The sequence below is a fragment of the Bifidobacterium minimum genome, assembly GCF_000741645.1.
Taxonomy (GTDB): Bacteria; Actinomycetota; Actinomycetes; order Actinomycetales; family Bifidobacteriaceae; genus Bifidobacterium; species Bifidobacterium minimum.
Map to the genome: position 1 here is coordinate 230,605 of NZ_JGZD01000009.1, position 21,158 is coordinate 251,762.

Consider the following 21,158-nt stretch of genomic DNA (forward strand, 5'->3'; position numbering starts at 1 on the left):
CAAATTGGGATCATTTCATGGACGTAATGGTGTTATTGGAGGAACGCGATTGAACGTTGCTGGAGGGTGACTTATGGCGATAACGCTGAACGATCTGCTGTCCACCGCCTATCTGAGGCTTGACGTCGTGGTCCCCGGAGCTCCGGGAACCATGGATGAGCCGATATCGTGGGTCCATCCCACCGAGCTCGACGACCCCACGCCCTATCTCCAGGGGGGCGAGATCATCCTCGTCTCCGGAGTGGCCATGGCGGACGATTCCCCCACTCCGGCCCAACGGGGATATTCCCAGCGGCTGGTCGACAGGCAGGTGCGCGGCGTAGGATTCGGGGTCGACGTGATCCATCCGAAGCCTCTCAGCTGGCTTGTCGACCAGTGCGAGGCCTCGGGCCTCCCGCTGTTCTCTGTTCCGTTGGACACTCCGTTCGCCGCGGTGTCGAAGGCGATCTCCCGTGGCGTCCTCAACGATCAGGGCCGGGGATTCGCCGCCCGGTACAACGAGCAGCGGCAGCTGCTACGCTCCATACAGACGCTTAACCCCGTCAGCTCCATCGTCGACCGCCTGGCCCAGGTCATTGGAGGATGGGCGTCCCTGCTCAATCCGGCGGGAACCGTGGTGGAATCCTCCCATCCGTTCATCCCCCTCAATCTGGGGATGCTGGGCGAGGCCATCACATTCAGCGCCGTGGGGCAGGCGAAGTTCATGAACGTGCGCGGATACGACGTGGCGGTGTTCCATGTGACCTCGCCGGCGGGGAGGACGCTGGGCTTCCTCGTCGCCGGCTGCCATGGGACCGTCGGAACGTTGGACCATTCGCTTGTCGCCTCCGCGTCCCTGCTGCTGTCGTTGGCGGTGACCCCCGTCGCCGACGCCGACAGGTCCCTGGGTCGTCTGCGGTCATCGATGATCCGCGCGTGTCTGGAGGGCGACGCCCGGTCCGTGCGCCCGTATGCCAGGGATCTGTGGTCCGATATGCCCGTCGAGCCATTGGTCGTCCTGCGCGTCTGCGGGGACCGGGACGCCCTTGAGTCGGCGGAAAGACTGGTCGAGCCGTTCCACAGATCGCTTGCCAAGGATCTTCATCCGGTTCTTTTCGGAATGGTCGAGGGGGATCTGTGGATCATCGTCTCGAGGTCCACCGCGCAGCTATGGACGGACCAGCTGGGTCGTGACTCGCGTCTGAGCGTCGGCTGCTCGTCGGGATGCATATGGCGCGATCTTCCCCGTGCTCGTCATGAGGCCTATCAGGCGTGTGCGGAGGCCATGACGTCGGACGAGTGCGTCGTGGTCTATGGCAGGGAGCGCGGGGTGGGGGGCCTCGAGTCGATCGTCGACCCCGCGCGGATGCGAGCCTTCGCCGATCTGAGGCTTGCCCCCATATCCGCGCTTCGCTTCAACGCCTCGATAGGCCCGCATCCATCCGGGGCCGATCGCTCGGGCGGCGCGGTGGATGTCGGCGCGGTGGATCTGCTTGCGAGCTGGTTGGGCAATCAGGGGAATCTGGAGGCGACGGCGGCCGCGTTCGGGCTTCATCGACACACCGTGAGCAAGTATCTGTCGCGCGTCGCGGCCGCGTTGTCGGTGGATCTCGGCGATCCCGGCGTGCGCGCCGAACTGTGGTACGCCTGCCGTTTCACGCGGTTCGTCTCACGCGCGGCCCGTGGGCGCATCGATGGCTGAACACGCCGGACGACGTGCGGCCGGTGACGAAAGGACGCGGGGATGGCCAATCCCGAATCCCTTGTCGCCAGTCTGAACGCGGCCGGAGCCCTGGTCGCGCTTTTCGCCGACGTCCTTCTGGGGGCGTTCTCGGACCGCAGCAGATCGCGGTACGGGCGACGCACTCCCTTCATCGTCGTGGGATCGCTGATCGCCGGAATCAGCATCTACCTCACCTACGCGTTCACCACCCCCGGCCTGATCATCCTCGCGTGGTGCGGCTTCCAGCTGGGCCTCAATGCGCTTCTCGCGCCCTTCGTCGCGACGATGTCCGACAGGATCCCGAGAACGGACGCGCGACGATGTCGGCCGTGTACGGCATCGGCCTGTCCATCGGCGGCGCGATCGGTGCGACGGTGGGCAAGATCTTCATCAACTCGCAGCAGGCGGGCTTCCTGCTGGGAGCCGTGGCTCGGGGCGTCACCGGAATCCTCGTCACGCTGATCTGGCCCAAGGAGGCGTCGGCGAGGGATATCCTCAAGGAGCATGCGGGGGTCTGGTCGGTTATGCGTTCGTTCATCCCCCCGACCCGGGACTGCCGTGACTTCTGTCTCGCGCTTGTCGGCAGGCTGCTCATGATGATGGGCTATTACGTGACCATGGGAATGCTTCTCTACGTGCTTGAGAGCTATGTGCGCCTGGGCAAGGACTCCGCCGCGTCGACGCTGGCCGTCATCTCCGTGATCAACATGATCGTGGCCGTGGTGGCGTCCCTCATCGCGGGATACATATCCGACCATTTCCAGCGTCGCAAGGTCATGGTCCTTATCTGCGCCGCCGTCTTCGCGGTGTCCTTCGTCTTCCCGTTCATCTGGGCCGAGCCGTGGGCGATGATCGCCTCGGCGGCCATCGGCGGCTTCGCGCTCGGAATATACAACGCCTGCGACGGGGCGCTCAACATCGACGTCCTCCCCAGCAAGGACGAGGCCGGAAAGGATCTGGGCTTCCTGAACCTCTCGAACACCATCGGACAGGTCCTGGGTCCCATCGTCGCGGCGTAGCTCTTCCATTCGATGGGCAGCTTCCGGCCCATCTACCCCATCGCCATGGTTCTGGTCCTGGTGTCGATGCTGTTCATCATCCCCATCCGCAAGGCCAGATGAGAGCGGTGGCCGCGCGGTCCGGCGAAGGCCGTGCGGCCGTTTCGGCCCCGTAGCCTGATGCGCGCTCGTCCGCGTCCGGACGGCGTGGCCGGCGACGGCCAGGGCACGGCGGCGGTCGGAGGCAACCCGAAACCGACGATCCGAGACAATCCAAGACAACCCGACAAACCGACAAACCGAGACAATCCGAGACAATCTGGCAATCCAAGACAAGGAGCGATTCATCATGAGCGCATCATTCGACGTGAACGATCTGACCCTCGAGGAGAAGGCCAGCCTGACATCCGGAGGCGACCTGTGGCATCTTCAGGAGATCCCCGCCAAGGGGGTCCCCGGATGGATGATCACCGATGGCCCCCATGGCCTGCGTAAGGCCGTCCGCAGCGACACCGCGACCGATCAGTCGGTTCCCGCGACCTGCTTCCCACCGGCCGCCGGATTGTCCTCGTCGTGGGATCCGGATCTCATCGACAGAGTCGGGCGGGCCATGCGCGAGATCTACCTGCCGGCGTTCGAATATGTCATCAAGCATGCGAACCCGTGGACGGTCATGTGCTCGTACAACAAGGTCAACGGCGTCTACTCCGCGCAGAACCATCGCCTGCTCACCGAGATACTCCGCAACGAATGGGGGTACGACGGGGTCGTCATGAGCGACTGGGGAGCCTGCCACGATCGTGTGGCGTCCCTGGCGGCCGGTCTCAACCTCGAGATGCCGCCGTCCCACTCCGACGACCAGATCGTCCACGCCGTGCGCGAAGGGCGCCTGCCCGAGCCGCTTCTGGACGCACGGGCGCAGGAGCTGCTCGATCTGGCGGCGAAGGTGGCTCCCGCGATGGCGCGTGAGGGGTACCGCTATGATCCCAAGGCGCATCAGGACGTCGCGCGGGCCGCGGCGCGGGAGTCGATGGTGCTTCTCAAGAACGATGATGCCGTGCTCCCGCTGTCCGATGACGATGATTTCGCCGTGGTCGGCGAGTTCGCGAGGACGTCCCGCTATCAGGGCGGCGGCTCCTCGCACATCACGCCCACCGAGATGTCGAGCTTCCTCGACGCCCTGCGCAACCGTGGGGTCGAGGCCGAGTTCGCCCCGGGCTTCACTCTGGACGATGCCGACCAGGACGCGGCGTTGACGAAGGAGGCCGTGGACGTGGCCTCCCGCCATGCCACCACGCTTCTGTTCATCGGTCTTCCGGAGTCGTCGGAATCCGAGGGGTACGACCGCACCACGATGTGCATTCCCGCCAAGCAGATCGAACTCCTTCACCGGTTGGCCAAGGAGGACTCGCGTCTCGTCGTCGTTCTTTCCAACGGCTCGTCGGTGATCACCTCGACATGGCAGGACGATGCCGACGCTATCATCGAGGGATGGCTTCTGGGCCAGTCCGGAGGGGACGCCACCGCCGACATCGTCTTCGGCGACGCCACGCCCTCGGGCAAGCTCGCGCAGAGCATCCCGGTGCGGTTGGAGGACGATCCCTCGTACATCAACTTCCCCGGAGGCGAGGGGACGGTGGATTACGGCGAGGGCGTGTTCGTCGGATACCGCTATTACGACACCGTCGGACGCGAGGTGTCCTTCCCCTTCGGATTCGGCCTGTCGTACACGACCTTCAGCATCGACGACCTTCGCGTCGAGGCTCAGGGGCCATGCGACGCCCATGTGGACGTGACGGTGACGAACACGGGAACGCGTTCGGGATCCGAGACCGTGCAGGTGTACGTCGAGCCCAAGGGCCCGTCGCCGGTGGCAAGACCCAAGCATGAGCTGAGGGCCTTCAGGAAGGTCGAGCTCGGGCCCGGCGAGTCGCGCGTGGTGTCGTTCGATCTGGATGCGCGGGCGTTCGCCTACTGGTCGGAGGCTCGTCATGACTGGCATGTGGAGGCGGGGGACTATGACATCGAGGTCGGCTCATCAAGCCGCGACATCGATGCCACGGGAACGGTGAGCCTCGACGGTGACGGGAATTCCCTGGAGCTGACCGATTTCTCCACCTACGCCGAGTGGATCGCCGATCCCGTGGGCGGGCCGATTCTCACCAAGGCCCAGGAGTCATCCGACTCCGAAAGGATCCAGGGCATGCTGGCGAATCCGAAGGTGATGGCGTTCATCCAGGACTTCCCCCTCACCATGCTCGAGGCCTTCGGCGGCCCCGACGTGGCGAAGGTGTGCTCCACGGCCATCGCGGAGTATCGCCGGACCCGTGACATCCAGGATGTCTGAGGCGGATCGGATGGCTTTGGCGGATAGGACGTCTTAGGCGGATCGGATCGCCTAGCGACAGCCTCCATGGACGGCGACGGTGCGGGGATGCCCCCCATGCCGTCGCCGTCGCCGTTTCCGGGGCACGGCTGCGGCCACGAGTACTGCGGCTGCGGCCACGGGGCGGCGGATGCTGCCGTGTCTATCTGTAGTCGTCCCATAGGGGGCTGGGGAAGATGACGTCCTCGCAGCGCGACCAGAGCCGACTCAGCGACACCGAGTCGTCGCGCAGCCAGCGCAGCTGGATACCGTCCATGGCGCTGTTGGCCGTGGTGAATACATTGCGCATATCCGTGCCGGGAGGGACCTTCCAGGCGATGTTCCGGAACCGTTCCCAGAAGGCCTTCTCGCGGCGTTGGAAGTAGTCATAGGCAGGATGGTCGGGCTGCAGGGCCTCGGCGCCCAGAACGGAGAACAGCCTGACCATGTCGGGCCGGGTCTCGTTCACCTCCACCGTGCGCCGGTACAGGACCGGTATGTGCGTGGAGGACATCGATGCCGCGGTCTGCGCGGCAAGCCGGTCACGCAGAAACATCCACACGGGGTTTCCCTCGTCGTAGCTTGACTCCAGAACCATCGTCATGAGTTCGTTCTTGTTGCGCACGTAATGCAGCACGCCGGCGTTGGTCATTCCCACGGCGTCGGCGATCTGATGCAGCGACGTCCCATAGAATCCGTATTGCCCGATAAGCTCGGTGGCGGCTCCAAGAATCTGGTGCAGTCTCTCGTCGTGCGTCTGCTTGCGCTGCCCGAAGTGTTTACGAGGTGCGCCGTCCCGTCGTGAACCCTCGCGTTCCTGCTCCATATGCCACCCTCTCCCGCGGACTGTGCCCATGGTACGCCACCGGGAGGGCCGGACGCCGGGGAGGTTCCCTATACCAGACCCCGGGTTCCCCTATCGGACCCCGACGGCCGACGGCGGATCGGAGAGAAGATCCTCGCAGATGTGGTCTCCCTGTCCGTCCGACCACGTCAGGACCACGGGCGACCTGCGGTTGTCCACCCCCATGGAGCGCGATGGCTGGAAGTCGAGTCGGGCTCGCGTCGTGTCGCCCGTCCATTCAAGGACGAGCGTGTCGTCCGATTCGCGGGAGGCCGCGAAGACGCCGTCGAAGGCGTCCAACGTGTTGCGCAGCCGGCACAGCGCGTTGAGGGATCTGACCACGGGACGGCGAAGGTTCTCGTCGATCTCCCGCGTGCCGTAGTAATGGCGGTTGATGTCCCGGCCCACATTGGTGCGTCCCAGAAGATCCATGTCGTTGGATCCGGCGAGGGCGCCCACATAGTAGACCTGAGGCACTCCGGGAAGGAAGAACTGCACGGCCCGTGCGGCCAGATAATGCTGGTCGTTGCATCCCAGCGCCGAATAATAGGTGGAATTGATCTGATAGAGATCGAGGTTGCTCGCCGCGGCCCCGGTTGCGGCCATCGATTCCCCCCGGGTGTTCCTGTGGATGGTGGTGACCAGATCGTCGACGTCCGCATCGGGTATGAGTCCCGCGACGTTATGGTCCAACTGATCGGGCCCGACGTCTATCACGCCGATGCCGTCATGGGTGTCGAGCACGGTGACGGCGTTGTTGGGACGCACGTGCGTCCAGTGCGCAAGCGCCGTGATGTCCCCGGTGAAGATGGAATGCAGGAGGAGCGGCGGAAGTGCGAAGTCGTAGACGCGATCCACCCTGGATGCGATGTCGATCTGCTTGCGGTAGTGCGAGTGGACCTCGATAAGGGTTTCGAGCCCCCGTTCGGTGGCGGCGTCCCTGATCCGTCCGATGAGTGCGAAGGTCTTGTCCGTCATGAAGCAGCTGGTGTCCGCCTGTTTGGCGCCGTATCCGACGGCGTCGAGCCGTATGGAGCTCACATGGCTTTCGCTGAGCCGGTCGAGGATCGATATGAGATAGTCCCATCCTTCGGGTGAGTCCGTATCGATGTCCACCTGTTGAGGGGTGAACGTCGTCCATACCAGACGCGTGGTTCCCGCCCACGAGTAATGGGTGAAGGGCAGGTCGGGACGGGGCCTGTAGATGCCGGCGAGCTGCTCCTCCGTGGCCCCATGCGGGAAGATGCTCGACATGGTCAGGAACATGCCGTGGTAGGGGCTGTTCTCCCCGCGGGTCATGACGTCCTGGAACTGTCTGGACCGCCAGGACATGTGGTTGACGATGGTGTCGACCATCACATGGTGCGTTCCGGAAAGCTCGGTGATGTCGGCCCATGTCCCGAGGCGCGGATCCACGGCGGTGTGGTCCACGGGGTCGAATCCGGCGTCGGCGCCGTCGAACGGAGTGAAGAACGGCAGTATGTGGACGCCCTGGTAAACGCCTGAGAAGCGGGAGCGGAGGATGTCGGTGAGGGAGGAGATCGTGCCCTCTCCGAACCGGTTGGCGTAGGTTATGAGCTGCACCTTGTTGTCCATGATGACTCCTTTGTATCGAACGGGTTCGATACTACGCCGGAAAGGGAGGAAAGACAATCCGTGTGCGATGGTGTGTCATGCCGCGCCATGCGCCTCGCCGATGCTCTGGGATGCGGACGACGATGGGTCGTCGGGGGATCATAGGCGGGGCCGCTCTGCGCCGAGACACGCTGCGTTGGGGTACGCCATGCCGTGGAGCGGTGCATCATGGAGCATGATGGCGAATCTCATCGAAAGGGGCATGGACCATGCTGGAGCGCGTGTCGATCGACGAGGCCCTAGGTTCGTATGATCTGCTGCTGTCCGGGAAACTCCTCGGAGCGCAGGGGGATCCCACCTCCGCGTTGTTCGTCGGGGGCGCCCCCCGGAGCGGCAAAACCCGGTTCGCCATGAGCGCTCTTCGTCATGCGTGGCATACCGGGAAGGACGATGGAGAACGCGGGGACATCCCCGGCGCCCCTCTTCATGGCATCCGTCCACGCGCGCTTATGGTCTGCTCGACCCGGCTCTCGGCGCGTGAGCTCAACGCGCAGATGCTCCCCTCGCTGGGGCACACCTCCATTCCCCGGGTGGTCACCACCCTGCCGGCGGTGGCGTTCTCGGTGCTCGAGCGTTCACGGGCCGAGCGGGGACTGACCGCACCCCGTCTGCTCAATGGGGCCGAGCAGGACGCGCTGCTCACCTCCGTGCTTGATGAGCATCGCCGTCATGCGCGGACTGGGGACCTGTGCCCGACCTGCGATCTTCTCGTGGAATATTTCGGCGCGCGGGACGGCATCGCGGCCCGGGGCGACACGGCATCGGCCGCGACGGGGTTTCCGGAGGGGGAATCGGACCGGACCGTCCCGTATTCGGGCACAAGCGACGAGATCTTCGAACGATGCCTGACTCCCGCGTTCACCGCGCAGCTCAGGGATATGCTCGCCCGGATGAACGAGGTCGGCGCCCGTCACGCGCGTCGTGACATGATCATCGACGCGTTGGGTGCCCGGCCGATCGATTCCGATCAGCGCGAGCGGCTGTCCCTTCAGTGGCGTCTGGCCTTCGCCCTGCGCCGCGAGTACGCGGACGCCGTCGTCCGTCGCTTCCCCGGCGAATTCAGAGTGGATTCGTCCTATCTGCTGGTGACCGCAACGTCCCAGCTGCGTGACCACCGGGAATCGTGTCTGCGCGCGGTTCCCGAGATTCTTATCGTGGATGATGCGCAGGATGTGACCATCGCCGGGATGGAGTTCGTCCAGGAGCTGGTCGCGGCGGGAACCCGTCTGGTTCTCGTCGCCGGCAACGATGAGGCCGTCCAGACCTTCCGTGGGTCGTATCCGGAATTCCTCCATCGTCGTGTCGTCATGCCTTCCGGGACCGGGGCGCCCGATGAATGCGGCATCGCCCATGGAGGTCTGGGGCGCCTTGGAGCGGCCCAGATCGAGCTCGCCCCTCTCGGTGACGACTCGACCGTCAGCGACCGCGACATCGTCGCCTCGCGCATATCCCTGTCCATCGGCTCGGAGGAGGAGGGGCTTGCGCCGATGACGGACCGCACGGGGAAGTATCCCCAATACCACGGTTCGCTTGCGGTGCCGCCGGTCTCGCGGGCGTGCGCGGAATGCCCGGAAGGGGAGGGCTCGGGGAACCGTGGCTGCCGTGTCGCCGTCGAGACCCACCGCTCACCCGGCGCCGAGATGGAGTCGGTGATCTCCCACATCATCCGCACGTCCATGTCCGGTATGACAGGCGGATCCTCGGACCGTCGTGACGATGGTGGTCTCCGGCCGGCGGACGATGGCGGTGCTCGCGTCATGTGGAACGACATGGCCGTCATAGCGCATGACAACTCGACCGTGCGCGCCTATGGCGCCAGACTGCGCGCGATGGGGGTGCCCGTGCGGTATTCCTCAGTGACTCGCTCCTTCGGCGAGGACCAGACGGTCCAGGGGTTGTTGTCCCTTCTCCAGCTTGCGATGGCGCGTCTTTCGGGGGGATCCCTTCCTGAGCCTCCGTCCGATGGCGATGCCGAAGCCGACGCCGAGACGCGGTACGGGACGATGGCGCGTCTTCTGGAGGAGTACCTGTCCAGTCCGTTGATCGGCGTTCCGTCGGGCCGTGACGACGTGGAGGGCGGACGCGTCCGTCCCGTGAGGATGCATGCGGTCCGTTCCGCGCTGGATGCGATTCGTCTGATGGCCGTGGCCGTCGGCGAGGCCGGTGCCGACCAGAAGACCGGGCGGAAGATCAACCGGAGGGCCGACCGGAGGACCGACCAGGACCAGAAGGATGGTGCGGGCCATGCGGATGGTGCGCAGACCCCTGATCCGGATTCCACGGCTTCGACCTCGCTGCGGCCATTGGCCGATCTGTGGAACGCCGCCCATGAATCGCGGGCGTCATCCACGCCGGTCAGGCACACGACCGATGAGATCGTCGCGCTGTTGGTATGCCGTGCGGGTGCGCCGTCGCAGGGGGAAGGCGACCCGTCCGCGGATGCGGCCGACGGAGTCATGGCGGCGCTGAAGGCGATGGGACGCTCCCTGCCTGATGTCAGGGCCGTCGTCCATGCCCTGTCCGTGATCCGCGCAGTCGCCGACGATCTGGGGAACGATCGCGACGTGACGCCGTCATCGGCTCTGTGGTCCGCATGGGATCGCAGCCATGTCGCGGATTCCTGGCAGAGGGCCGCGCTGGGGTCGGGGCCCGACGCCGATCTGGCCAACGATCGTCTCGATATGGCGGTCCGGCTTTTCGATTATGCCGAGCATGGCAGCGAGGCCCGCGATCTGGCGGCGTTCATCGAGCGTGTCAACGGGATGGATGTGGTCGCCGACTCCCTGGCGAGGACCGCGCCCGTCGACGACGCGGTGACGCTCACCACTCCTGCGGGAGCGGTGGGACGGGAATGGCGTTATGTGTGGATTCCCGCGGTCCAGCAGGATGTGTGGCCCAATCTGACGATACGCAACACGCTGTTCGGGGCGGATGATCTGGCCGACCTTATGCTTCGCGGACGTATGCCCGCATTGGAGGACGCCCAGGGGGACCGGTCGCGTCTGCTGTCGGTGCTCCATGCGGAGCAGAGAAGCCTTCTGGTCGCGTTGACGCGCGCCAGCGACCAGGTGGTTCTGAGCGCGGTGTCCGGTGGGGACGCCATGCCCTCCGATTTCCTGCGCGTCTATCTTCCTGAATTTTTCCAGGGTGCAGCGAACGACGACGCGTCCGGAGGCGCTCCCCATTCCGTTCGTGGCGGTTCGGAGGACATCACGGGCGTGGATGCACCGGCCGATGGGGATCCGATGGAGGATGGTCCGGCGGGCGATGACGCGGCAGCCGACACCGTGGCGGATGATCGTCGTGCGATATGCGGGGCCTTGGCTCGCTCGGTGTCCGGTTCGGTGACTCCGCGCGGACTCGTGAGGGAGGCCAGAATGGTGGTGACCTCCGAGGCCGTGCGGGAGATGGACGCCGTCGGGACGCGGACGGATGGAAGGCGGACGGCTGGAGGACGCGGCGATGAGTTCCACCGTGATGCCGATGTCCGTACGCATGTCGCTCGAGTTCCGCTCCCCGACGAGGTCCGGGACGCCGTGGGCGCGCTGAGCGCCCTGTCTCGGGAGGGCTCGCGCGGGCGGTATCCGATGGCCGACCCCCGCAATTGGTTCTTCGTCGACGCGTCCCGTTCCGACGCGTCTCGTTCCGCGTTGCATGATTCCGTCCGGTCCGGTCCGGTTTCGTCCGATTCCGCTCGGGGCCCAGCCGATTCGGCTTCCGATGGCGGCCATGGATCGCGGGACGTCGTCGTCCCCCTGAGCCCGTCGATCGTCGATTCCGTGTGGGCGTGCCCGGTGTGCGCGCTTCTGGACCGATCCATGTCCGGCCCCACCGTCTCCGGCGTGTCGATGTCCTTCGGAACCATCGTCCATCACGTGGCGCAGTGGGGATCCGAGCAGGGCCTCGATCGTCCTGTCCGGGTGGGCGCGCAGGAAGGGACGTCGGGGACCTCCGAGACGGACGACCAGCGCATCGACGCCATCGCCGGGCGCCTGACGGACAGATACCGTGAGCTGCGTGGACCGCTGGATGCGGCATCCGATCCCTCCAGCGCCATCGCCATACGCCGCAAGGATGCCGCGGCGTCCGGGATCATGGCCAATCTGGCCGGATACTTCGTCCGCGGGAACGGAAAGGACTATGGGAGCAAGGTCGGCGCGCGGATCGGGGATGTCGTCGACGTCGGCTGCGAGGTGCCCCTGACCTCTCGATTCGGTCTTGACGACATCACCGCGGCGTACAACGCGATTCCCGGAACCCTTCCGATGACCCGTGACGAAATGTTCATGATCCTCGGCGAGCTAGCCGGCGGGTTCCCCTCCGATTTCTCCCCCGACGCGGTTATCAGGCTCTCCGCGCGGATCGACAGGCTGGAGCGTCGACGCGACGCCCAGGGGGAGTTCCTGCGGGTGATCGACTACAAGACGGGAATGACGAAGCACACCGGGGCTCAGAACTTCTGCGATCTTCAGCTGGTGTGCTATCAGCTGGCGCTCCGTTTCGCGGACGAGGGAGACTGGGCATCCCGTCCCGTCGCGGGGGCGTCGCTGTTCGACGTAGCGACCCATGACGCTCCAGGGCAGGAGGCGTCGGTGGAGGAGAAGACCACGCAGCCTCCGCTGTTCGTCGACGGTCATCTCAATGCCGGGCGCGCGCGTCCGGCGAATTTGCATCCGAAGCCGGGCGACGACAGGACCGTGGTGGATCGGTACTTCCCCGATGCTCCCGAACCGTCCTCCCGTCCCGACGACGTCCGCGAGGAGGTGTGGTCCCGACTGCTCGCGTATCGGGACGCGAAAAGCTACGTCTTCTGGGGCCTGTCCATGATCTCGAGGGTGTTCTACGCCGCCGCGGTCATGTCCAGCGCAAGCATCCCGCCGCATGATCCCGCGTCGGGACACCTTCGCTACTGCGAATATCGGAATCTATGCCCGTGGTGCGCCGATGGGGTCATCACCGTCATGGGCAGGGAGCAGGACTGAAATCATGGAAGCTGAACGGAATCATGGAAACTGAACGGTCACAGTCATCGGATGCCATGGACGCATCCCCCCGGACCGAAGGCGGCTTCCGCCCGACGCCCGAACAGCAGGCGGTGATCGACGCGCCCCGCGACGAGGACGTTCTGGTGGTCGCCGGCGCCGGATCGGGAAAGACGACGACGATGACGCGTCGGATCGTCGCGCTGACGGAACGCGACCATGTCCCCGCCGAAAGGATTCTGGGACTCACGTTCACCAGAAAGGCCGCGACCGAACTGATGGAGAGGGTGTCCGGTGAGATCGCCCGGTCGCTGCCCGCGGATCGGCCTGATTCCTATGAGCGGCTGGTCATGAAGCCACATATATCGACGTATGACGCCTTCTTCCAGTCCATCGTCGCGCAGTATGGCCTTCTTGTCGGCATGGACCCGCATACCCGGCCGCTGAGCGATGCCGGCTCCATCCAGATCATCACGGATATCGTCGGAGACGACATGGACGCTCTGTTCGCCGACGCGCTTGGCGACGATTCCGACGGTGGACGGGATGCGTCCGCGGACGATGACGCGGACGCGGCAGGCGACAACATCGCCGGAGCCGGTTCCGCAGACGCCGACGGCGACGCGGGCGCGCTGAATGTCCTGGTCTCCGATGTCCGGTCGCTGTCGCAGAACATCGCCAGCTCCATGATCGACGAGAGCTGTCCGACCATGGAGGACGCCATCGCCTCCATACGGTCCTGGGACGAGCACTTCCTCCGGACGCTTGGGAATCTGCGGCCTTCGGGCATTCCCGTCGATGACTCCGGATCGCGGCCCAAGCCGCCCCAACCCAGCTCGACGGCGCTCGGCTCGATGGACTTCGAGCAGTGGGTAGCCCGTGACGGGGTCACGACGCGAAGCAGGAAACCGAAGATCGTCCCCTATCAGGCGCACGTCGTGGACTATCTCGTTCGCAGGACCCGGCGCCGCGAGCTGCTGCTCTCGCTGGTCGAGCGCTACCAGAAGGAGAAGAGGCGTCTGGGGATGGCGGAGTTCAGCGACTTCACCATAGCCGCCCTGCAGCTGGTCATGAGGTTCCCGTCCATCGGGAGCCAGTATCGCCGCCGATTCAGCCATGTTTTCCTCGACGAGTATCAGGACACCTCAACCACGCAGGCCACCGTGCTGGCCGCACTGTTCCATCCGAACGACACCGGAGAAAACGGCGACAGGAGAAACGGCGATAAGGGGAATGGCGACAGGGGGAACCGGTCGGCCGTCACCGCCGTGGGGGATCCCTACCAGTCGATCTACTCATGGCGGGGGGCCAGCCCGGGGGCCTTCCGGCTGTTCATGAGGAAGTTCGGCGTCACGCGTCGGCCCTATGAGCTGACCATCACGCAGCGCAATCCCGAGGTGGTGCTGGCGGCGGCGAACAGGCTCACCGACGCCTTCCACAAGTCGTACCGCGTGGACAGCAACGTTCCGTCGGATCTCAGGGAGGTGCCCGTCAGCAGACTGGCACCCCCGAAGAAAGCCTCGCCATCGGAGGACGTCTCGTCGGAGGATCCCGCGGACTCGCCGTCGTTCGCGCTGATGGGATTCGGCACGCGGCTGGAGGAGGCCGATGCCGTCGCATGCTTCGCGCGCGACTTCATCATCCGCCATCCTCGGGTGCGGGGAAGGGACGGTGACGGTGACGGGAATCACCGCCCTTCCGTGGCGATTCTGTTCCGTTCGCGGTCGACCATGAGGTTTTTCGGCGACGCGTTGAGACGCCATGGGCTGACCTATGCCATGGCTGGGAACAATCCTCTTCTCGACAGACCCGATATGGCCGATATGCTGTCCCTGCTGCGTGCGGCCGCGGATCATTCCTCGTCGCGATCCCTGCTGCGGTTGCTGGCGTCTCCTCGGATGGGGATGTCCATCAGCGACCTCAAGACGCTGTCGTCCGCGGCGGATGCGGCGAACGCCGACTACCAGTTCCTTGCCCTGAAACAGGCGGGGCTCGTCGACGACTCGGTGGGCCGAACAGCCGTGGATCGGGCACGGGCGGTCCGGGCGCTGCGGGATGACGTGTCGCTGCCTACGGGCGTGTTCCTCGCGGATTTCATGATGTCCGAGCAATGCGATGCCGCGTTGTCCCGGGCGGGGATGAGCGAGCGCGGACGCCATGACGTCCATCGGGTGTCCGCGATGCTTCGTCAGGTCGAGGAGGCCGCACGCCATTCCATCGCCGATGCCGTCCGGGCCAGCGCCGATGCTCTGGATCTGGACATCGACACTGCGGTGGCTTCGGTGGCTGGCGACGACCAGGCGGCGGCACTGGCCTCGTCGTATCCCGATGCGATGGACACCGTCCTCGGGCAGGTCGACTCCTTCATCCAGGAGCTCCCCGCGGGACGACGCGGAACCGTCGCCGGATTCCTGTCGTGGCTCGACGCCATGACGCGCGATCCGGATGGACCCGCCATGGAGGTCGATTCGGGCGTCGATGCGGTTCTGATGACCATCCATCAGGCAAAGGGACTGGAATGGCCCGCCGTCGCGGTCGTGGGAATGGCCGACGGGCTGTTCCCCACCAGCCAGGGGGAGCATCTGCGTGTCTCGAAGCCCGACGATGAGGACTGGGCTCAGGACCGTGGCCCGGAGTATCGCGCCACAAGCTCCTGCTGGCTTGACACGCCCGATGCCGTTCCGGCGCCTGTCCGGGCGGACAGGGACATCATCCCCAGGTTCCCGCATTCCGGAACGCTTGACGATATCCACGATGCGGCGACTCTGGAGCATGAGTTCGTCGATGCCCTGTACGGCGTCAGCGGAGAGCGTCATGCGCCCGGGGACGAGTATCTGGGCCAGTATGAGGAGTACGGGCGGCTGCGGCATGAGGACGAGAGACGCTTGGCCTATGTGGCGTTGACGCGCGCCGAGAGCAGCGTGATGCTGACGTATTCCAGCAGGTCGTCCACGCCGTGGTCCGAAGAGCGCGGCGGTCAGATCGTCCGTCTCGATCCCGATGAGGGCAAGGACGCAAAGGTCCGCAGGGCCTCCAACTTCTGGAGGGAGCTCCACGCCGCGTGGGGGAGGGATGTGGACGCCGGCATGACCGTGGAGCGGCATGTCGAGGATGAGATCGCCGGACGTCCCGACGGCGTGCCTGACGGATACCGCGTCCCCGTGGGATTCGTGGTCTGCGACGACAGGGAGGGCTCGGAGCGGTTGCTTTCGGACATCGCGAAGTCGACTCTGGATGCGGTGGAGGATCACCTCCGGCATTCCCGCGACGCCCATCATGGTTCCGGCTGGCCGAGGTCACTGACCGACCGCACCCGTCGGATCCTTGACCGCAGCGCCGAGCTGGTGATGGAGCACCGCGATGACGATCCGACGCCGGACGTTTCCTCCCCGGGAGGCTCCACCGCTGCGTTCGGGACGATGCTGGGACGCGCGAGAATGATGATCGGGCGTTCCGGTGAATCGTCGGACGGCACGCCCGTCGGGATGAGCGGGATTGACGATGGGCGACAGTCCTCTCTGATCGCGAGGGCGGATCGGGTGAGGGCCCATGCGAACCTTGGAACGACGACGATCGAGAGGACTCTGGCCGCCAAGGGCGATCCGGTCAGGGTGGGGGCCGTTGCCAGAAGCATACTTCGGCCGGTCCCGCTTCCCCCCGCGGCGGCGGCCGATCGCGGGACGCTGTTCCACGAGTGGGCCGCGGACTTCCTTGGCGCATGGATCGACGGCGAGGTCGATGAGAGACGATCCATGGTCGCCGCCATCGACGGCGAGGATTCCCTGGATGCGGACGAACGCGCGTGGCGACATCGTCTCGCGCAGTCGCCGTGGGCCCGCCGCAGACCTCTTGCGGCGGAGCTCCCCATCACGGCCATAGTGGACGGAGCCCCCATCAATGGCACCATCGACGCGGTGTTCGCCGGGGGGCTGGATGATGACGGCACGGATGACGACCCGTCATCGTCCGGGGAGGGGCGGACCGCGACGCCTCCATCGACGGAGGCCATCACCATCGTCGACTGGAAGACGGGGCGCAGGCCCACCTCCGCGGACGAGATCGAGAACAGGCTGGTCCAGCTTGACATCTACCGTCTTCTTCTGTCGGGGCAGTGGGGGGTTCCCCTCAGGAACATCCACGCGACCCTGTACTACCTGTCTCAAAGCGATCCGCGGTTCCGGGCCATTCCTGCGAATGACCGCGACGAAAGCGCGGTGATCGCCGAGATTCGCGAGGGCCGGCGGCTGTCGGAACAATCGGAACGATAGGCGGGATTCGGCGGCCGGCGTCGCAGACTTCCTGGCGACGCCGCAGACTCCGTTCCCGGACGATCGTCCCCTCGTTCCCGGACGATGACCCCCATCCATCCGTGGACGCGCTCATCCAGCATCGAGACTATCCTTGACCGAGAATATCCTTGGTGTTGGCTTGAAGGACTCGTTCCCGTGGCGTGTGGTGCGTGGTATGCCGCCCGCCGGGGCTCATCGGAAGGTTGCATTGTGACCCTGACTCTGCTTGTTGTGGGTGCGCTGTTCGCACTATCATGGGCCGTGGCCTTTTTCGCGCACTCGCTGGCGACGGTGTTCATCGTGGTCTTCGTGGTTTTCGTCGTGGTTTTCGTCGCGACCATCGCCGGGCATCGGATCAGGGCCCGTCTGGAGGCCCGAAAGAGTAGTCGGTTGGTGTCGTCCTGGGTGTCGCAGACGCCGCGGGACTAACCCGGAACCTACGGGACTAATCCGGGATCTACGTACGGGACTGGCTCGGGATCAACGGGATCGCATCGTCGGCCGGATCGTCGGGGACGGGGGACGACGTCAGGCCCGGTCGGCTATGGTGCGGTCGGCCACGGTATGGCAGCCGCCTTCGCTTCCTTCTCGGTCATCGAGGTCCTCGCCCTCCTTCTCGGCGATTTCGAACTGCTCCTTGAGCCATATGCGCTCCGCGGGATTGACGTCCATCATGTCCAGATACTTCTGGTAGACGGGATAGAAGAGCCTGAGGGCCGGATAGGCCGCGTAGAGGGCCTGCTCGGTGCGGTGACGGCGCCAATGCTCGGGATGCGCGTCGAAGGTGTTGCGGAAGCGCTTCATGTAGTTGTGGAACGAGGCGAAGGAGGTGTCTATTCGCCGGGCCGAGATGCCGCAGATCATCCGGCGCGAATACACCGTCTTCATCCCACGGCCGAGAAGATGCAGGGAGACGTCGAGATCCTCATGCATCACGTCCTCCTTGTCGGGGCACACCTCGGTGGCTATGGCGCGCCATGCGGAGGCGCGTAGCGCCATGTTCGATCCGAACAGCAGCACCTGGTCGCCGTCGGCCCTGTAGGTGTGGCGACGGACCTTGTCGTCCCCCTTGAGTCCGACCCGCTTGGCGGGCATGTCGTAGTACACCACGGGTCCGGTCGCGCCCATGGCGTCGGGATCTTCGGTGAAGATTCCCGATACCACCTCGACCCAGTCGGGCTTGAGCATGCAATCGGCGTCCACGCGGCCCAGAACGTCGCCGGTGGCATGGTTGAGTCCGTAGTTTCGCGTGGGGATCAGCCCCTGGGAATCATCCTGATGAAGAAGTCTCACGGGGGAATCCGGATGGTCCCGGATGAAATCCTCGACGATCGACACCGTCGAATCCGTGGAACGGTTGTCGACGACGATGACCTCGTGGGGGGCGACTGTCTGGCGTGTGGCGTTGACGAGGCATGCGTTGATGCGCTCCTCCTCGTTCCATGCCGGGATGACGATCGAGACGTTCAGCATAGTGACAAGGATAAGATGAGCAGCCTACAGCGTCCGGCCGCGGGATTCCCACGCGGGGGAAGGCGCCATGGGCGGCGGTTCGTCGTCCGGGATGTTCGTAGGGGCGAACTGTAGAATGGGCGCCATGGCTTCGCATGACGACAAGAAGATTGACCTCGCGTCGGTCTTCCCCTCGCGGGGGGATCCCCGCAGACCCCCCGAATGGTGGGGGAGGGCCCTGCTGTATACGGGGATCGGCGTGTTCATAGCCGTCTTCCTCTGGCGATCCTGGGGGAAGGTGTCGTTCATCGTCCTCGACGTGGTCATAGCCGTCTTCATCGCACTGGCCATCGAGCCCTTGGTGGTCCGTCTGGTGGGACGAGGATGGCGTCGCGGCGTCGCGGCGGCGGTGAGTCTGATCGGCCTGTCCGTCATCGTCATCGCGTTGATGGGGCTGTTCGGAAACATGTTCGTCCAACAGGTCGTCGCCATGGTGAAGGGCATCCCCGAGCTCTACGATCAGGCGCGTGACTTCGTCTCCGACCATACCGACTTCGTTCTGCCGGAGAAAAGCAGCGTGGGCAGCGAGATCATGAACAACATCCAGACCTCATGGCTCACCGATGTGGCGGGTCAGGCGGTCAGCACCACGATGGGCCTGTTCAGCGCGCTTCTCGATCTGCTCACCGTGGTGATGGTCGCCTATTACGTGTCCGCCGCCGGGCCCAGGATGCGCAGAAGTCTGTGCCGATGGCTGGGGCCGGTCAGCCAGCGCCGGTTTCTGCTGGGATGGACCGTGGTCCAGGACCAGATTTCGGGATTCCTGTTCTCCCGGACCATTCTGGCGGCTATCAACGCCGTATGCATGGCGGTTTTCCTCGAGATAATCCACGTTCCTTCGTGGCTGCCGCTCGCGCTGTTCTGCGGGATCACGTCCCAGTTCATCCCCGCCGTCGGAACCTATATCGGCGGGGCGTTGCCGGTGATCTTCGCCTGGGGGTCCAATGGTCTGATGTCGGCGGTTGGGGTTCTGGTGTACATCATCGTCTACCAGCAGATCGAGAATCTCATCCTTTCCCCGAAGATCTCCGAACGGACGATGGATCTCAATCCCGCCGTCGCCTTCCTGTCGGTCCTCGTCCTGGGCGCCGTGTTCGGGGCACTGGGCGCCTTCCTTGCGCTTCCCGTCACGGCCAGCATCCAGGCGATCCTCAAGGTGTATCTCAAGCGATACGAGCTGGTGGATTCGCCTCTGATGTCGGACCCCGTGCCGGAGCGGAAGTCCAGGGTGGTGGAGGGCGCCGAGGCCTTCAACGAGCATGTGATCAAGCCCATGAGCGACCGCATCCCCCGCGCTGCGAGGGGATCCACGTCGCGCGCGCCCGTCGACGACGAGCTGCGGAGGCTGCAGGAGGATCTGTATCCGCAGGTCTCCCAAAGCAGCCCCGAGGATTCGATGACGGTGGCGATACCTCGTGGCGCGTTGGCGCCGCACGGGGTGTCCGTGGGGTCGGAAGCGTCCGTGGGGTCGGAGGATTCCGGCCTGCCGTCCGGCGAGAGTCGCGGAACGGATGTCACGGGTGCGGATAATGGTGAGGTCGGGTCCGATGCCGAAGAGGAATCCGACGATGACGGGCGCAATCCCAGAGCGAGGTGGCGTTAGATGGTTTTCCTGGTTGTCCTTGATGTCCTTCTCATGGTCGTCGGAGGCGCGGGGATCATCTACCAAGGGGTGTGCATACTGGCGTCGTTGTTCTCCCATGAGATCACCTTCCCGGCCGCGCCGATGGACAGACGGTACGCGGTGCTCATCTCGGCCCGCAACGAGGAGAACGTCGTCGGCAATCTCATCGACTGCATACGATCCCAGACGTATCCCTCCGAGCTGATCGACATATGGCTTGTGGCCGACAACTGCACCGATGAGACCGCCAGGGTCGCGCGCGACAAGGGATGCCATGTCGTCGAGCGCTTCGACTCCGCCAAGGTGGGCAAGGGCTACGCCCTGACCTACCTTCTGGACCAGATGATCGACAAGGGCCTCGAGGACGTCTATGACGCCTATTTCGTCTTCGACGCCGACAACAGGCTTGACCCGCACTACATCGAGGAGATGAACAAGGCCTTCCAATCGGGATTCCGGATTCTGACGAGTTACCGCAACTCCGTCAACCTTTCCGACAACTGGGTCTCCTCGGGGTCCGCGCTGTGGTTCATCCGCGAGTCCCGCTTCCTCAACAACTCCCGGATGCTGTTCGGATCGAGCTGCCATGTCGGGGGAACCGGCTTCATGTTCTCCAGGGAGATCATGAAACGCAACAGAGGATGGAAGTTCCATCTTCTCACCGAGGATCTGGAGTTCACCATGGATTCGGTGCTGCACGGCGATCGTGTGGGATACTGCGGCACCGCCATCCTGTATGACGAGCAGCCGGTGACCTTCCGCCAGAGCTGGCGTCAGCGTCTGCGGTGGAGCAAGGGGTTCCTTCAGGTGTTCCGTTATTACGGCCCGGCGCTGATCCGGCGCGCGGTGCGAGAACGGGATTTCTCGGCGGTCGACTTCACGCTGCTGCTTTGCCCGTTCACCGTCCTCGCCATAGTCCGCATGGTGCTGGGCTTATTCTTCGCGCTGTTCGGCTTCGTGACCTGGGCGAGCCAGCTGGGCGCGCTGGTCGGATGGGCGTCGGGAATACTGATGAGCGTTCTGGGAATGATGGGGCTGGCGGCCCTGACGATCGTCGTCGAGCGTGACAGGATAGGTGCCAGCAACAAGGAGCTTCTCGCCTACGTGCTGAGCTTCCCCGTCTATATGTTCAGCTATGTCCCGATCTCCTTCCAGGCCATTTTCTCGAAGGCGCAATGGAAGCCGATCGAGCATCAGGGACGATGAC

The 21,158-nt window shown here is 64.9% G+C and carries 12 protein-coding genes; 9 read left to right on the forward strand and 3 right to left on the reverse strand.

Annotation, left to right across the window (positions count from 1 at the left end):
* Positions 1 to 73: 73 nt before the first annotated feature.
* The 4 genes from BMIN_RS04765 to BMIN_RS04775 all read left to right on the forward strand — a co-directional run bounded on the left by BMIN_RS04765 (position 74) and on the right by BMIN_RS04775 (position 5,047).
* Positions 74 to 1,681 (forward strand): PucR family transcriptional regulator, encoded by a 1,608-nt coding sequence (locus tag BMIN_RS04765; protein ID WP_022860959.1) that lies wholly within the window; start codon positions 74 to 76, stop codon positions 1,679 to 1,681.
* Positions 1,682 to 1,723: 42 nt separating this feature from the next.
* Positions 1,724 to 2,164 carry an MFS transporter gene (locus tag BMIN_RS08955; protein WP_152595164.1) on the forward strand — a complete coding sequence of 147 codons (441 nt, stop codon included), beginning with the start codon at positions 1,724 to 1,726 and terminating at the stop codon, positions 2,162 to 2,164.
* Positions 2,165 to 2,226: 62 nt separating this feature from the next.
* A complete protein-coding gene (locus BMIN_RS08070; protein WP_238565640.1) occupies positions 2,227 to 2,721 on the forward strand; it encodes an MFS transporter in 495 nt (164 codons plus the stop codon).
* Positions 2,722 to 3,049: 328 nt separating this feature from the next.
* Positions 3,050 to 5,047, forward strand: coding sequence for a glycoside hydrolase family 3 C-terminal domain-containing protein (locus BMIN_RS04775; RefSeq protein ID WP_022860960.1), 1,998 nt, complete (start codon positions 3,050 to 3,052; stop codon positions 5,045 to 5,047).
* A gap of 181 nt (positions 5,048 to 5,228) precedes the next feature.
* Here the strand turns inward: BMIN_RS04775 and BMIN_RS04780 are convergent, their stop codons facing one another.
* Together BMIN_RS04780 and gtfA are read right to left on the reverse strand one after the other, a co-directional pair.
* Positions 5,229 to 5,891 carry a TetR/AcrR family transcriptional regulator gene (locus tag BMIN_RS04780; protein WP_022860961.1) on the reverse strand — a complete coding sequence of 221 codons (663 nt, stop codon included), beginning with the start codon at positions 5,889 to 5,891 and terminating at the stop codon, positions 5,229 to 5,231.
* A 90-nt stretch (positions 5,892 to 5,981) separates the two neighbouring features.
* On the reverse strand, positions 5,982 to 7,505 hold the full coding sequence (gene gtfA, locus BMIN_RS04785) for a sucrose phosphorylase (protein ID WP_022860962.1): 1,524 nt from the start codon (positions 7,503 to 7,505) through the stop codon (positions 5,982 to 5,984).
* Between the two features lie 248 nt (positions 7,506 to 7,753).
* Here gtfA and BMIN_RS04790 point away from each other — a divergent pair, with 248 nt between their 5' ends.
* The 3 genes from BMIN_RS04790 (at position 7,754) to BMIN_RS04800 (ending at position 17,244) form a co-directional block, all read left to right on the forward strand.
* On the forward strand, positions 7,754 to 12,526 hold the full coding sequence (locus BMIN_RS04790; RefSeq protein WP_022860963.1) for a PD-(D/E)XK nuclease family protein: 4,773 nt from the start codon (positions 7,754 to 7,756) through the stop codon (positions 12,524 to 12,526).
* A gap of 56 nt (positions 12,527 to 12,582) precedes the next feature.
* Positions 12,583 to 16,794 carry an ATP-dependent DNA helicase gene (locus BMIN_RS04795; RefSeq protein WP_420796717.1) on the forward strand — a complete coding sequence of 1,404 codons (4,212 nt, stop codon included), beginning with the start codon at positions 12,583 to 12,585 and terminating at the stop codon, positions 16,792 to 16,794.
* A 231-nt stretch (positions 16,795 to 17,025) separates the two neighbouring features.
* Entirely contained in the window at positions 17,026 to 17,244 is a 219-nt protein-coding gene (locus BMIN_RS04800) for a hypothetical protein (RefSeq protein ID WP_022860965.1), read from the forward strand.
* Positions 17,245 to 17,343: 99 nt separating this feature from the next.
* On the opposite strand, the gene BMIN_RS04805 is transcribed toward BMIN_RS04800, so the two are convergent.
* Positions 17,344 to 18,288: a glycosyltransferase family 2 protein gene (locus BMIN_RS04805; protein ID WP_022860966.1), complete on the reverse strand. Its 945-nt coding sequence runs from the start codon at positions 18,286 to 18,288 to the stop codon at positions 17,344 to 17,346.
* A 124-nt stretch (positions 18,289 to 18,412) separates the two neighbouring features.
* Here BMIN_RS04805 and BMIN_RS04810 point away from each other — a divergent pair, with 124 nt between their 5' ends.
* Together BMIN_RS04810 and BMIN_RS04815 are read left to right on the forward strand one after the other, a co-directional pair.
* A complete protein-coding gene (locus BMIN_RS04810) occupies positions 18,413 to 19,930 on the forward strand; it encodes an AI-2E family transporter (RefSeq protein ID WP_022860967.1) in 1,518 nt (505 codons plus the stop codon).
* Positions 19,931 to 21,157 (forward strand): glycosyltransferase family 2 protein, encoded by a 1,227-nt coding sequence (locus BMIN_RS04815; protein WP_022860968.1) that lies wholly within the window; start codon positions 19,931 to 19,933, stop codon positions 21,155 to 21,157. It begins immediately after the preceding gene.
* Position 21,158: the final 1 nt, after the last annotated feature.